Below are 12,836 nucleotides of genomic sequence, written 5' to 3' on the forward strand. Positions count from 1 at the left end.
CCGCATGAAGTTCCGACACGAGCTGTTGTACGACGCCTCGCCCCGCGAGGTGTTCGAGATGCTGGCCGACCCGGCGTTCCGTGAGGCGTCCTGCGCCGCCCAGGACGTGGTCTCGGTGGAGGTCGAGCTCGAGCGCGACGGGGACGCGTTCACCCTGGTGGCCGACCAGGTGCAGAAGACCGACGACCTGCCGTCGTTCGCCCGCACCTTCGCCGGCCACACCACCCGGGCGGTCCAGCGCGAGGAGTGGGCCGACGACAGCGGCGGCTCGCTGCGCATCGATACCCCGGGCAAGCCTGCCGACATCGTCGGCACGATCACGCTGCTCCCCGACGGGGCCGGCACGCGGGAGGTGGTCGAGCTCGAGGTCAAGGTCAAGCTGCCGCTGATCGGCGGCAAGATCGAGAAGCTCCTGGGCGAGAAGGTCGCCGCCGGGATGGACGCCGAGCACGGGGCCGGGGTCGCCTGGCTGGCCGGCGACCGCTGATGGCGACCCGCCTGATCCACGACATCGTCTACGACGCCCCGGTGGCCGAGGTCGCCGCCATGCTCGGCGACCCTGCGTTCCGTGAGGACGTGTGCGCCTACCAGCGCGTGCTGCGCTCCTCGGTGCGCATCGACGACCGCGGTGACACCAAGACCGTGGTCGTCGAGCAGGTGCAGCCCGCCAAGGGGATCCCGTCCTTCGCCAAGAAGTTCGTCGGCAACGAGATCGACATCGTCCAGCGCGAGGAGTGGTCGGCGCCGGACACCGCGGAGCTGCACGTCACGATCCCCGGCAAGCCCGGCGAGATGCTCGGCACCATCGGGCTCGTGGAGGACGGCGGCCGCACGACCGAGACCGTCGACGTGACGATCAAGGTCCACCTGCCGCTGGTCGGCGGCAGGATCGAGGGCCTGATCGCCGACCTGCTCCGCAAGGCGCTCGACGCCGAGAACTCGGTCGGACGCGACTACCTCTCCGGCTGATCGGGCTCCTCGCGCGCGTCCTGGCGGCGGCGCACCCAGATCACCGCCGCCAGGAGCAGGAACGGCCCGAAGGCCAGCGCCAGCGTGAGGACCTTCTCGGCAGGGTGCAGGGCGCCGAGGTGCCAGGCGACGAGCAGACCCGTCATCCGAGGTAGGGGTACCGGTAGTCGGTCGGCGGCACGAAGGTCTCCTTGATCGAGCGCGGCGAGGTCCAGCGCAGCAGGTTGACCGCGGCGCCGGCCTTGTCGTTGGTGCCCGACGCCCGGCCGCCGCCGAAGGGCTGCTGGCCCACGACCGCGCCGGTCGGCTTGTCGTTGATGTAGAAGTTGCCGGCCGCGAACCGCAGCTCGTGCTGCGCCCACGCGATCGCGCGTCGGTCCTGGGCGATGATCGAGCCGGTCAGCGCGTACGGCGCGATCGACTCCATGCCGCGCACGACCTTCTCGAAGTCGCCGTCCTCGTAGACGTGCACCGCGAGGATCGGGCCGAAGTACTCCGTGGTGAACATCTGGTCGGTGGGGTCGGTGGACTCCACGACGGTCGGGTGCACGAACCAGCCGACGGAGTCGTCGGTCTTCCCGCCCACGACCACGTCGAGCTTCTTCTGGCGCTTGGCTCGGGTGATCGCGGCCTTGTGCTTGGCGAACGCCCGGTCGTCGATGACCGCACCCATGAAGTTCGAGAAGTCGGTCGGGTCGCCGATCGTGATCGACTCGATCTCGGCGAGGAACGAGTCCCTCATCTTCTTCCACACCGAGCGGGCGACGTACGCCCGCGAGGCGGCCGAGCACTTCTGGCCCTGGAACTCGAACGCGCCGCGGATCATCGCGGTCCGCACCACGCCCGGGTCGGCCGAGGGGTGGGCGACGATGAAGTCCTTGCCGCCGGTCTCGCCGACGATCCGGGGGTAGGCGCGATACCCCTCGATGTTGGCGCCGACCTCGCGCCACAGGTGCTGGAACGTCGCGGTCGAGCCGGTGAAGTGGATGCCGGCGAGGTCGGGGTGCTTGAGCGCGACCGCGGAGACGTCGAGCCCGTCGCCGGGGAGCATGTTGATGACGCCCGGCGGCAACCCGGCCTCCTCGAGCAGCTCCATCGTCAGGGACGCGGCCAGCTGCTGGGTCGGCGACGGCTTCCAGATGACGGTGTTGCCCATCAGCGCCGGGGCGGTGGGCAGGTTGCCGGCGATCGCGGTGAAGTTGAACGGGGTGATCGCGTAGACGAAGCCCTCCAGCGGGCGGTGGTCGGTGCGGTTCCACACGCCGGGGCTGTTCGCGATCGGCTGGTCGGCCAGGATCTCGCGCGCGTAGTGGACGTTGTAGCGCCAGAAGTCGATCAGCTCGCAGGCAGCGTCGATCTCGGCCTGGAACGGCGTCTTGGACTGCCCGAGCACGGTGGCGGCGTTGAGGCGCTGGCGCCAGGGGCCGGCGAGCAGGTCGGCGGCCTTGAGGATGATCGCCGCGCGGTCGTCGAAGGCCAGGTCGCGCCACTCCGGCGCCGCGTCGGCGGCGGCCTTGATCGCGGCGCGGGTGTCGGCCTGGGTCGAGCTCTTCAGCGTGCCGAGCACGTGCTGGTGGTCGTGCGGCTGCACGACCGAGATCTCGCGGCCACCTCCCGCCTTCCAGCGACCGCCCACGTAGGCGCGCAGGTTCTTCTGCTTCTTCTCCAGCTTCTCGATCTCCACGTGCAGGGCCTCCCGTTCGGGGGTGCCGGGCGCGTAGGTCAGGTTCGGCTCGTTGGTGGGAGCCGGCGGGGTGGTGACTGCGTCCATGCCAGCGAGGGTAGCGAGCGACGACGGCCCGGTCCGGTCCGGTACGTCCTGCCCGTGCGCCCGGTACGTCCTGGCGCGGGTCTGGTGCAGATGTACTGGTCCCCACCCGGGGCGGACGCCTCTGCGGACCAGCGCCCTCCGCCTGTGCCCGGCACGGCGAGGGAGGAGGACGCTCGAGGCATCGAACCACCACACCCGCACCCTCCGGACGGAGCAGACGATGAACACGAACCAGACCCAGATCGTGGTCGGGGTCGACGGACGCCCGCAGACCGCTCAGGTCGTCGCCTGGGCGACCAAGGAGGCCACCCTCCGGCGGGCCACCATCGTCCTGGTCCACGCGGTCGGTGACGAGGTCGCCGGACACCTCGACGGTGCCACCGGGCACGTCGGGGAGGACATCGGCGCCGTCATCTCCCAGGCGTCGTTCGACGGCCAGCGGCTGGTCGACCGGGCCCGCGCCGAGATCCGCGCACTCGCCCCGAACGTCGTGGTCGAGGAGTCGCTCAGCCTGAGCACCGCCACCACCGCCCTGCGCAACCTGGTCACCGGCACCGTCGTGCCGAACGGGTCGATCGTGGTCGTCGGCAGCCGCTCGGACCGCGACGGCCGGTCGACGCTCGACGGCCTCGAGGAGCAGGTCGGCGCCCTCGGGTGCCAGCTGGTCGAGGTCACCGGCGCCTCGTCGGCCGGCCGCGTGCTGGCGATCAGCGACGGGACCGTCTGGGCCATGCCCGTGCTCGACGCGGCCTTCGAGGTCGCAGCGCTCCGCGGCCTGCCGCTCACCGTCGTGCACGTGCCCGAGGAGTCGGCCGACCCGACGCTGCGCAGCTTCCTGCGCACCGTGCTCGGCGACCAGGTGCACGAGCTGCTGGACTGCTACCCCACCGCCGACGTCGAGCTCGTCACCGAGCCTGCCGACGTGCGCGACGTGCTGGCCGGCGCAGCGACCACGATGGCGTACGTCGTCGCGGACACCGAGCACCTCGACGAGCTCCCCCGGACCTCGGTCCGGATCCTCGTCCCGACCGAGCCCCGTCCTGCCGAGCAGGCGCCCGCGACCACGCCGGACGACGGCTGCTACGACAACGAGTTCGACGCGTCGTTCGCCGCGGAGCTGGGCCTCGACCTGCCGGTCACCCCTCCCGACGACCAGCCCGAGCCGCGGCCCGTCGTCCGGGCCGGCGACCTCGCCGCCGAGCTCGAGTCCTGGTGGCAGCTGCCGGCCGCCGAGCCGGCACCGAAGCCGGCCCTGGTCCGGGTCCGGCGGCGGCACCTGCGCCGCTTCGGGACCGAGGCCTGACTCGGGAGTGCCGGAGCTCAGAGGAGGTCCGGCACCTCCTGGGTCGCGAACCACGCCAGGTCCTCGTCCGGGTCAGCCCCCTCCGGACGGTCCTCCAGGTCGGCGTGGACCGCGACCACGTCGGCGAACGGCACCCGGTCACCCCCACCGGGTGCCGTTCGCACGTCCGCGACGACCACGACGCGGCGCCCGGCACCGCCGAGCAGCACGGTCGAGGCGTCGGCGGCGGTCATCAGGGCGGCGTACTCCGCCTCCTCGCTCTCGTCCTCCGCGACCACGACGTCACCCCCGACCGGCACCGCGCCGGCCGCGTGGTCCTCGGCCAGCCGGCCGAGGGTGGTCGGGAGGTAGATCCTCACGACCGCTTCCCCGTCGCCGGCTCCGTCGACCTGGTCGCCTTGCGCCGCCGGCGGCCCCGCGGGGCCCGGGCGCGGCCGCCGGTCGCGCTGTCGACCAGCTCGTCGAGGGCCTCCTGGATGCAAGGACCGAGCAGGTCGGCGTCGGGGAGCAGGTCGCGGTCGGCGGTCAGCCCGTAGAAGACGTGTCCGTCGTACGACGTCACGCCGATCGCCAGCGGGTGACCCTCCAGCAGCGGCGGGACCGGGTAGGTCTCGGTCATCCGCGCCCCCGCGGCGTAGAGCGGGGCCTGCGGGCCGGGCACGTTGGTCACGTTGAGCTCGTAGCCCCGGCGCTCGCGGGCCGCCACCCGCGAGCCGATGGCGTGGAAGGTGGCCGGCGCGAAGCCCGAGATGCTCGTCAGCCGGCTGGCAGCGACCGCGCGACCGGACTCCTTGTCGGCCTGGAACGAGTAGGACACCTGGTGCAGACGCACCACCGGGCTGGCCTCGCCGACCGGCAGGTCGACGAAGTGGGCGGCGATCTGGCTGCCCAGCGAGGTCGCCTCCATCTCGTCGTCGATCACCGAGATCGGCACGACGGCGCGGACCTCGCGGATCCCGCGCATCGTGTCGCTGCGGGTGAGCAGCCAGGCGCGCAGCGCACCGGTGACCGTGGCGAGGACGACGTCGTTGACGGTGCCGCCGTGGGCGTCACGGACCTTCCGGTGGTCGGCCAGGTCGGTCCGCACGGCGACGACCCGCCGCTGCTGGGACAGCGGCCCGATGATCGGGGACCCGGACGTCGGGGTGCGGTTGGCGAGCGCGTCGACGACCCGGCCGGCGGACCGGGCGGCGTCCGCCACCCCGCGCAGGACGGCGCCGGTGGTGCTGCGGGCCGTCGCGGGCACGACGTGGGGGTCGGTCACGGAGTCGCGGACCGCCCCGGCCATCAGGGCGAACGGCGACGGCCGGCTGCGCGCCCGCCACTCGTCGGCGCCGAGCTCCTTGGGCTCGGGCGAGGTGTCGAGCAGCACCTGGCCGAGGTCGACGGTGTGCATGCCGTCGACGAGCACCTGGTGGGACTTCGACAGCAGCGCCACCCGGCCGTCCGCGAGCCCCTCGACGAAGTACATCTCCCACAGCGGCCGGTTGCGGTCCAGCGGTCTGGAGACGATCCGCGCCACGAGCTCGCGGAGCTGGTCCAGGCTCCCCGGTCGCGGGAGGGCGGAGCGGCGGACGTGGTAGCCGAGGTCGAAGTGCTCGTCGTCGACCCACACCGGGTTGGCGAGCCGGCCCGGCACCGTCTGCACCCGCTGGCGGTAGCGGGGCACGAAGGACAGGCGCTCCTGCACCAGGCGGACGAGCCCGGGGTAGTCGAAGCCGGACTGGCCGGGCTCGAAGATCTCCACGGTGGCGTTGTGCATCGGCGTCGACGCGGACTCCTCGGCCAGCAACGCCACGTCCCGCGGCCGGAGCCGCTCACTCATGTTGCCGCCTCTCGTCGTCCGCCGGGGCCACGTACCGTCGGTTTGCCCGTCCATGGGATTCTGGCAGACGCCACCGACCGATTCAGGTCACCCCGGACACCGAAGGACCCCCCGAGCATGCGTCGAGCCCTGGCCGCCCTCACCCTCGTCCTCACCGCCGGCGCGCTGGTCGCCTGCGGCAGCTCGGAGTCCGGCGGCGGGTCCGACGGCGGGACGAGCACCGAGCCGAAGGTCATCAGCGTGACCATCTCCGGCGACACGGTCACCCCGAACGGCGAGCGGGTCGAGGTCGCCGTGGGTCAGCCGATCACCCTGCACGTCGAGGCGGACGCGCCCGGTGAGATCCACGTCCACTCCAGCCCGGAGCAGGAGCTGGAGTACGACAAGGGGATGACCATGCTGGAGCTCACGCCGATCAGCACCCCGGGCACGGTGGACGTCGAGTCGCACTCCCTCGACAAGGTGATCGTGCAGCTCGAGGTCAGCTGAGCCCCGCCGACATGGGCACCGACGGCATCACGCTGGCGCACGGGATCGGCGGCGCCAAGGACCTGCCGATCTCCCCCGAGCTCGCGATCGCGGGGGCGACGGCCGCGCTGGTGGTGTCGTTCACCGTCCTCGCCGTCGCCTGGCGCACCCCGCGGTACGACGCCGCGACCAGCGGCCGGCCCGCACCGGCCTGGCTCGCGACGGTGGTCGACTCCGTCTGGTGGCGCGCCCTGTGGCGCAGCGTCGGCATGCTCGTCGCCCTCTTCATGGCGATGGCGGCGATCTTCGGCAAGGACCTGGTGATCAACCCGGCCCTCGGCATCTTCTACGTCTGGTGGTGGGTCGGCCTGGTCCCGCTCTCGCTGGTCGCCGGGCCGGTGTGGAAGGCGATCAGCCCGGGCCGGACGATCAACCTGGCGCTGGCGAGGATCTCGGGCGGCGACCCCGAGCGGGGACTGCTGACCTACCCCGAGCGGCTGGGGCACTGGCCGGCGGCGCTCGGGCTGTTCGCGTTCGTCTGGATGGAGCTCGTCTACCCCTACTCCACCGAGCTGGGGCCGGTCCGGCTGTGGTGTGCGGTGTACGTCGCCGCGATGCTGGTGGGCGGTGCCGTCTTCGGCAACACCTTCTTCGAGCGGGCCGACCCGTTCGAGGTCTACTCGACCCTGGTGTCGCGGATGTCCGTGTGGGGCCGGCGCGGCGACCTGCTCGTGGTCCGCAGCCCGCTCGCGAACCTGGACACCACGCCGGTCCGCCCCGGCCTCCTCGCGGTCACCGCCGTGCTCTTCGGCAGCACGGCGTTCGACTCGTTCAAGGACTCGACCCGGTGGGTGCAGTTCGTCCAGGGCAGCTCGGTGTCGGCGTACGTCCTGAACAACCTGGCCCTGCTCGCCTTCTGCGTCACGGTCGGTCTGGTGTTCGCCGTCGGCTGCATGCTCACCGGGCTGGGCGACGACCTGCGCCGGCGGGACCTGCCGAACCTCTTCGCGCACTCGGTCGTGCCGATCATCGCGGGCTACATCATCGCCCACTACCTCAGCTACTTCGTCGAGGTCGGGCAGCTCACGCTGATCCAGGCCAGCGACCCGTTCAGCACCGGCGCCAACTGGTTCGGCACCGCCGACCTGACGGTCAGCTACTGGCTGAGCCTGCACCCCACCCTGCTGGCCGACATCAAGGTGCTCGCCGTCGTCGCGGGCCATGTGCTCGGGGTCGTGGCCGCCCACGACCGGGCCATCAAGATCCTGCCGAGGCGGCACCAGCTGACCGGACAGCTCCCGCTGCTGTTCGCGATGATCGCGTTCACCGTGGGCGGCCTCTACCTGCTGTTCGCCGCCTGAGCCGCCGGCTCGTCCGCCCCACGCGGGATCACCATGGTCGCGATCCCGGTGGTGAGCGGGACCGCCAGCACCAGGCCGATGCTGCTCGCCAGGGTGCGGATGACCTCCTCGGTGATGTCCTCGGTCGTGAGCAGCTCGGCGACCGGCAGGCCGTAGATCTGCAGCACGAGGAGCACGGCGAGCGCGGTGCCGGCGTACGCGAAGACGATCGTGTAGATCGTCGAGGCGATGTGGTCGCGGCCGATCCGCATGCTGCTGGCGAACACCTGCACCCGGCTCATCGTCGGTGCGGCCGCGCGGAGCTCCCAGACCGAGGACGACTGGGTGATGGTGACGTCGTTCAGCACGCCCAGGCCGACGACGACCGCGGCGCAGGCGAACAGGCCGCGGAAGCTCAGGTCGCCCACCAGTGACTGCAGGACGCCGGCGGACTCGTCGGTGACGCCGGTGGCCCGTGCCGCGCCCGCGGCGACCACGCCGAGCAGCGCCGTGACCAGCACCCCCACGAGGGTCCCGGCGAGCGCGGCCGACGTGCGCAGGGAGACCCCGTGGGTCGCGTAGAGGACGACGAACATGATCAGTGCCGACCCGCACAGCCCGACGGCCAGTCCCGGCTGCCCGCTCAGCAGGGCCGGCAGCATGAAGGACCAGATCACGACACCGCTGAACGCCAGCCCGAGGAGCGCGAACAGACCTCGCCAGCGCGCCACCACCAGCACCAGGACGACGAACACCAGCACCAGGACGGCGAGCGGGGTGGTGCGCACGGTCCCGAAGTAGCCGTACGTGGCGTCACCACCGTCGTGCCCCGGCGAGCGTTGGAGCTTGACCCGATCGCCCTCCTGGAGCCCGGACGAGGCGACCTGCGGGGGCACCTGCACCGTGACGAGCGTGCCGTCGTCCGGGCCCTCGTCGAGCGCCACCTCGATCGTGTTGCAGGTGCCGTCGCGCTCCTGGTCACCGACGCACGCCGGACGGACCCGTTGCACCACCGCCGTCGGGAAGGTGACGCCGGGGGCGGCGAAGCTGACCTGCGACTGGATCCGGTCGACCTCGTCGTGGGAGGGCCAGAGCATCACGACGCCCAGCACGGTCAGCAGCCCGGCGACGGCGAGCGCGGCGAGGAGGACCACGCGGGGCGTCCGGTCGACCTGGAACTCCGGCTCGTCGGAGCGGTGCGCCCGATGGCTGCCGTGCGAGTGCCCTGCGCCCATGGGGCCATCATCCCCGCCCGGCGACGCGGGATCGGCACCCGGTGCTCACCGGTGCTGGGCGCCGAGCCCGTCGACGACCCGGGCGACCGCGCGGGCCAGCGGCGAGTCGCCCAGCTCGACCAGGGTGCGGCCGGCCACCAGCGCCCGGTCGACCGTCGCCTGGTCCTCGGGCAGGAAGTGCAGGCCGACCGGACGGGCGAAGCCGCCGACCATGCCGGCGATGTCCCGCTCCGACCACCCCAGGGTCGGCCGCATCCGGTTGACCACCACGTGCACCGGCCGGGCCCCGACGACCTCACGGAGCTCCACCAGACCGCGGGCCAGGCGGGACAGACCCACGGGGTCGGCGGCGCCGACCGCGACGACCTCGTCGGCCGTCTCGAGCGCACCCAGGGTGAGCTGGTTGCGACCCGGCCGGGTGCCGTAGTCGGAGCCGGGCTCGTCCTCGAGGCTGAACCCGGTGTCGACGACCACCTCGGCCTGGCCGCGCGCGACCTCGAGCAGGTGCTCGATCGTGCCGGCGCGGACCTCGACGTAGCGGTCGGCGCGGGGCAGGCCGGTGACGACGCTGACCCGGTCGTCGAGGCCGCGCTGCACCGACCCGAACCGGTCCGCCAGCTGCCCGGCCGCCGCCAGCCGGGCGGCGGACAGCAGGCCCGAGACCTCGTCGAGGACGCCCAGCTGCTGAGCCACCGCACCGCCGTACGGGTCGGCGTCGACCAGGACGGTACGCCGGCGGCGTCGGCCCAGCTCGGCGGCCAGCGCCGCGGCGACCGTCGTGCGCCCGGGAGCACCGGCCGGTCCCCACACGACGAGGACCCGGCCGGCTGCGGACGGCCCGGTCGGCGGCGCGGGCGGGACGCCGGGTCGTGGCACCCGGACCTGCGTCGGCGACGTCTCCTCGTCGAGGACGGCCGCCGCCAGCGCGGCGAGGTCGTCGTCGGGCACCACCCGGGCGATCCCGATGCGCGCGGCGCGCAGCCGCCCACCGTCGAGGGTGGCACCGCCCGGCGCGATCGCGACCGGCCGCACGCCGTGCTTGCGCAGCAGGTCGACCGCGGGCCGGTCGAGGCCGGGTGAGTCGAGCCCGAGCACCGCCGCGTCGGCCTGGCCCGCCGTCGCGGCGGCGAGCAGGTCGTCGACGTCGACGCAGCGCTTGAGCACGACGACGCCGGGGTGGGCGGTGAGTCGCTCGAGGGCGGCGGGCTCCCAGGCCGCGCCGCTGGCGACGACGATGACGAGGGCGCGCTCAGCCACGGCGTACGACGGTCAGGACCGGTTCGCGCGCCCGGCCGACCTGCTCGAGGAAGGCCGACGCGTCCGCGGCGGGCACGGCGAGCACGAGCTGGCGGCGACCGGTGGCCGAGCCGAAGGTGGTCTCCATCCCGGGCGCGTCCACGACCGTCGCGCGGGTCAGCAGGGCGCCGCCCCTCGCCCCGGCCAGGTAGACGTCGACCACGGAGCCCGCGTGCACCGAGGGCGGCACCAGCTCGGCGTCGACCGCGACCGGCAGCTCCACCGAGTCGGTCGCCGTGCCGCTCTCACCGACCGCGGCGCGCGGCAGCAGCTCACCCGCGCCGACCGCGCGGACAAGGCGCAGCTCGGACGGCAGCGGGTCGTCGACCGTGAAGTAGCCGCCGAGGTCGGCGTCGTGGGCGAACCGCACCCGGTGGGGCACCAGGTCATCGGGGTCGAGCCGGGCACCCGGCCCGGCGTCGGCGGCGACCGCCCAGACGGCGACGGTGTCGTCGGCGGACGCGAGCAGCCGGGCGCCCGCGACGACCGACACCGCGACGATCAGCAGGCCGACCCACAGCCTCGGGTCCCGCCAGCCGGAGCGGTGCGCCCGGGTGGCCGCCGGGACGGGCGCCCCGGGCGCCGCGGGGTCCGGCGCCGCGCGCGGCGGCGTCCCCGAGGTCGTGCCGAGACTCACGCGGACATCATGGCCCTCGTCCCCGACCTCGAAACGTCTCTCTCCACAGGGCCGGCGGGGCGCCCCGCCCGGCGGCGGGCACCGGGTGCGACGATGGGGCCATGGCCGCAACGCCGCGCTTCCTCACGCTCGCCGACGTGGCGGAGGTGCTCAACACCTCCAGCGCTCAGGTCTACGCGCTGGTCCGGCGCGGCGAGCTGCCGGCCATCAAGATCGGCGGCCGCGGTCAGTGGCGCGTCGAGGCCAGCCAGCTCGAGGACTACATCGCCCGGATGTACGCCGAGACCCGCACCTTCGTCGACCAGCACCCCTACGTCGAGTCCGACGCCTCCGACCAGGTCTGACCCGCCGGTCCGCGGTCGACCGACGCCGGACCGGCTCGCGACCCACGCGCCACAACAGCCCCAGCGGACGGGCAGTCCCTGACGTTGTCGGGGGTTGCAACCCCTGACAACGCCAGGTTTCCCCGGCTGACCGGGGATTCATCCACCCCCGGGCCGGCGAGCGGGTGAGCTGTGCTCGATCGGGCGCGCGTCGTCGTACCGATCGGAGCGCCGGTCCCACCAGCCCCACCAGTTCCAGCGGTCAGGCTCTTCCTGACGTTGTCGGGTGTTGCAACCCCTGACAACGTCAGGTTCCCCGGTCAGCCGGGGATTCATCCACCCCTCGTCAGCCGGTCTCGGCGCCGAGGGTGAGCGTGAGGGTGCGGTCCCGGCCGTCGCGGCGGACGGTGAACTCGACGGTGTCGCCGGGCTGGTGGGCGCGGATCGCGACGATCAGGGCGATGCCGTCGGTGACCCGCTCACCGTCGACGGCGGTGATGACGTCGCCCTCCTCCAGGCCGCCGCGCTCGGCGGGAGTGCCCGGCATGACCGAGTCGACCTCCGCGCCGGCGCCGTCCACCTGTCCCCCGGTCTTCACCTTGGCGCCGATGACGGGGTACTCCGCCTTGCCGGTGCGCAGGATCTGGTCCGCGGTGATCCGCACCTGCTCGATCGGGATGGCGAACCCGACGCCGATGTTGCCCGACTCGCCGCCGACCGACCCCCCGGTGGTGGCGATCGCGGAGTTCACGCCGACCACCTGGCCGCGCAGGTTGACCAGCGGTCCGCCGGAGTTGCCCGGGTTGATCGCGGCGTCGGTCTGGACCGCGTTGATGTACGACGAGTCGTCGCCGGCGCTGCCCGTCGTCACCGGCCGGTGCAGGGCGCTCACGATGCCCGCGGTCACGGTCGAGCTGAGCCCGAGCGGCGAGCCGATCGCCACCACACTCTCACCGACTCGCAGCGCCTGGGACGACCCAAGCGCCGCCGGCGTCAGCCCGGCCGCGTCGGGGACCGAGAGCACCGCGATGTCGTAGACCGCGCTGCGACCGACCACCTCGGCGTCGTACCGGTTGCCGTCCTGGTCGACGACCTCGATCGGGCCGTCGTCGGCGTCGGCCTCCTCGACGACGTGGTTGTTGGTGATGACGTGGCCCTGCCGGTCCAGCACGAAGCCGGACCCGGTGGCGCCGCCCTTCTGGCCCTGGTACTCCGCGGAGATCTGCACCGTGCTGGGCAGCAGGCGCGCAGCGACCGCCTCGACCGAGCCGTTGTCGGCCGGCAGCGGGGCGGTCCTGACCGTGTCGACGCCGCTCAGGCCACCGGCGACGGGGCCGCCGTCGTGGCGGACCTCCTCGTAGGCGAGCCCGCCGATGGCTCCCCCGACCAGCCCGACGACGAGCGCCACCGCGCAGACCAGCGGCCACATCCAGCCCGGGACCCGGCCCCGGGGCACGGCGTGGCGCGCGGGGGGTGGCGGCGGTGGCGGAGCCGCCCAGCGGTGCGGCGGCGACTGCACGACCGGAGGCACCCAGGTCGGCGGCGGTCCCGGCGGCGGCGGCGGGGCTGCGGGTGGGAGTGGCGTGGTCGGCGGTCCGGGCGGCGGCGCACCCGGCGGCACGAGCGGCTGCCCGATCGGCTGGGTGGGCTCGTCGTCCTGGGTCACGCC

The 12,836-nt window shown here is 73.4% G+C and carries 14 protein-coding genes; 6 read left to right on the forward strand and 8 right to left on the reverse strand.

Annotated elements, in window-relative coordinates:
* The first annotated feature begins 4 nt into the window (after nucleotides 1–4).
* Together ACILRH_RS10325 and ACILRH_RS10330 are read left to right on the forward strand one after the other, a co-directional pair.
* On the forward strand, nucleotides 5–487 hold the full coding sequence (locus ACILRH_RS10325; protein WP_395692997.1) for a DUF2505 domain-containing protein: 483 nt from the start codon (nucleotides 5–7) through the stop codon (nucleotides 485–487).
* Nucleotides 487–969: a DUF2505 domain-containing protein gene (locus ACILRH_RS10330; RefSeq protein ID WP_395692999.1), complete on the forward strand. Its 483-nt coding sequence runs from the start codon at nucleotides 487–489 to the stop codon at nucleotides 967–969. The genes ACILRH_RS10325 and ACILRH_RS10330 overlap by 1 nt, the downstream gene beginning before the upstream one ends.
* Here ACILRH_RS10330 and ACILRH_RS10335 read toward each other — a convergent pair.
* Together ACILRH_RS10335 and pruA are read right to left on the reverse strand one after the other, a co-directional pair.
* Nucleotides 954–1,115 carry a hypothetical protein gene (locus ACILRH_RS10335; protein WP_395693000.1) on the reverse strand — a complete coding sequence of 54 codons (162 nt, stop codon included), beginning with the start codon at nucleotides 1,113–1,115 and terminating at the stop codon, nucleotides 954–956. The genes ACILRH_RS10330 and ACILRH_RS10335 overlap by 16 nt on opposite strands.
* Complete coding sequence (pruA, locus tag ACILRH_RS10340) at nucleotides 1,112–2,740, reverse strand: L-glutamate gamma-semialdehyde dehydrogenase (protein ID WP_395693001.1); 1,629 nt, start codon at nucleotides 2,738–2,740, stop codon at nucleotides 1,112–1,114. Before pruA ends, ACILRH_RS10335 begins: the two co-directional genes overlap by 4 nt.
* Before the next feature lie 220 nt (nucleotides 2,741–2,960).
* On the opposite strand from pruA, the gene ACILRH_RS10345 reads away from it, so the two are divergent.
* Entirely contained in the window at nucleotides 2,961–4,043 is a 1,083-nt protein-coding gene (locus ACILRH_RS10345; protein ID WP_395693003.1) for a universal stress protein, read from the forward strand.
* A gap of 17 nt (nucleotides 4,044–4,060) precedes the next feature.
* Here ACILRH_RS10345 and ACILRH_RS10350 read toward each other — a convergent pair whose 3' ends face one another.
* Nucleotides 4,061–4,402 carry a DUF6912 family protein gene (locus tag ACILRH_RS10350; RefSeq protein WP_395693005.1) on the reverse strand — a complete coding sequence of 114 codons (342 nt, stop codon included), beginning with the start codon at nucleotides 4,400–4,402 and terminating at the stop codon, nucleotides 4,061–4,063.
* Complete coding sequence (locus tag ACILRH_RS10355) at nucleotides 4,399–5,868, reverse strand: wax ester/triacylglycerol synthase family O-acyltransferase (protein WP_395693007.1); 1,470 nt, start codon at nucleotides 5,866–5,868, stop codon at nucleotides 4,399–4,401. Before ACILRH_RS10355 ends, ACILRH_RS10350 begins: the two co-directional genes overlap by 4 nt.
* A 117-nt stretch (nucleotides 5,869–5,985) precedes the next feature.
* On the opposite strand from ACILRH_RS10355, the gene ACILRH_RS10360 reads away from it, so the two are divergent.
* A complete protein-coding gene (locus tag ACILRH_RS10360; RefSeq protein WP_395693009.1) occupies nucleotides 5,986–6,357 on the forward strand; it encodes a hypothetical protein in 372 nt (123 codons plus the stop codon).
* An 11-nt stretch (nucleotides 6,358–6,368) separates the two neighbouring features.
* On the forward strand, nucleotides 6,369–7,697 hold the full coding sequence (locus tag ACILRH_RS10365) for a hypothetical protein (RefSeq protein ID WP_395693010.1): 1,329 nt from the start codon (nucleotides 6,369–6,371) through the stop codon (nucleotides 7,695–7,697).
* Here the strand turns inward: ACILRH_RS10365 and ACILRH_RS10370 are convergent.
* Genes ACILRH_RS10370 through ACILRH_RS10380 form a run of 3 tightly spaced genes read right to left on the reverse strand, consistent with a single transcriptional unit; the run spans nucleotide 7,676 to nucleotide 10,844 of the window.
* Nucleotides 7,676–8,911 carry a YibE/F family protein gene (locus ACILRH_RS10370; RefSeq protein WP_395693012.1) on the reverse strand — a complete coding sequence of 412 codons (1,236 nt, stop codon included), beginning with the start codon at nucleotides 8,909–8,911 and terminating at the stop codon, nucleotides 7,676–7,678. The two genes, ACILRH_RS10365 and ACILRH_RS10370, sit on opposite strands and share 22 nt — an antisense overlap.
* 45 nt (nucleotides 8,912–8,956) lie before the next feature.
* On the reverse strand, nucleotides 8,957–10,168 hold the full coding sequence (locus ACILRH_RS10375) for a CpaE family protein (protein ID WP_395693014.1): 1,212 nt from the start codon (nucleotides 10,166–10,168) through the stop codon (nucleotides 8,957–8,959).
* The gene (locus ACILRH_RS10380) at nucleotides 10,161–10,844 is read right to left on the reverse strand and encodes a hypothetical protein (protein ID WP_395693015.1); all 684 of its coding nucleotides are present in this window, start codon (nucleotides 10,842–10,844) and stop codon (nucleotides 10,161–10,163) included. The genes ACILRH_RS10375 and ACILRH_RS10380 overlap by 8 nt, the downstream gene beginning before the upstream one ends.
* A gap of 101 nt (nucleotides 10,845–10,945) precedes the next feature.
* Between ACILRH_RS10380 and ACILRH_RS10385 the strand changes: the two genes are divergently transcribed.
* Nucleotides 10,946–11,188 carry a helix-turn-helix transcriptional regulator gene (locus ACILRH_RS10385; RefSeq protein ID WP_395693017.1) on the forward strand — a complete coding sequence of 81 codons (243 nt, stop codon included), beginning with the start codon at nucleotides 10,946–10,948 and terminating at the stop codon, nucleotides 11,186–11,188.
* A gap of 325 nt (nucleotides 11,189–11,513) precedes the next feature.
* On the opposite strand, the gene ACILRH_RS10390 is transcribed toward ACILRH_RS10385, so the two are convergent.
* The gene (locus ACILRH_RS10390; RefSeq protein ID WP_395693019.1) at nucleotides 11,514–12,833 is read right to left on the reverse strand and encodes a S1C family serine protease; all 1,320 of its coding nucleotides are present in this window, start codon (nucleotides 12,831–12,833) and stop codon (nucleotides 11,514–11,516) included.
* Nucleotides 12,834–12,836: the final 3 nt, after the last annotated feature.

This window comes from Nocardioides sp. (assembly GCF_044226765.1).
Classification (GTDB): Bacteria; Actinomycetota; Actinomycetes; order Propionibacteriales; family Nocardioidaceae; genus Nocardioides.

Bases quoted from the DNA above. Each gene is read 5' to 3' on its own strand.
- ACILRH_RS10335 (WP_395693000.1), bottom strand. From the start codon at position 1,115: ATGACGGGTCTGCTCGTCGCCTGGCACCTCGGCGCCCTGCACCCTGCC.
- pruA (WP_395693001.1), bottom strand. From the start codon at position 2,740: ATGGACGCAGTCACCACCCCGCCGGCTCCCACCAACGAGCCGAACCTG.
- ACILRH_RS10345 (WP_395693003.1), top strand. From the start codon at position 2,961: ATGAACACGAACCAGACCCAGATCGTGGTCGGGGTCGACGGACGCCCG.
- ACILRH_RS10370 (WP_395693012.1), bottom strand. From the start codon at position 8,911: ATGGGCGCAGGGCACTCGCACGGCAGCCATCGGGCGCACCGCTCCGAC.
- ACILRH_RS10365 (WP_395693010.1), top strand. From the start codon at position 6,369: ATGGGCACCGACGGCATCACGCTGGCGCACGGGATCGGCGGCGCCAAG.
- ACILRH_RS10355 (WP_395693007.1), bottom strand. From the start codon at position 5,868: ATGAGTGAGCGGCTCCGGCCGCGGGACGTGGCGTTGCTGGCCGAGGAG.
- ACILRH_RS10385 (WP_395693017.1), top strand. From the start codon at position 10,946: ATGGCCGCAACGCCGCGCTTCCTCACGCTCGCCGACGTGGCGGAGGTG.
- ACILRH_RS10325 (WP_395692997.1), top strand. From the start codon at position 5: ATGAAGTTCCGACACGAGCTGTTGTACGACGCCTCGCCCCGCGAGGTG.
- ACILRH_RS10330 (WP_395692999.1), top strand. From the start codon at position 487: ATGGCGACCCGCCTGATCCACGACATCGTCTACGACGCCCCGGTGGCC.
- ACILRH_RS10360 (WP_395693009.1), top strand. From the start codon at position 5,986: ATGCGTCGAGCCCTGGCCGCCCTCACCCTCGTCCTCACCGCCGGCGCG.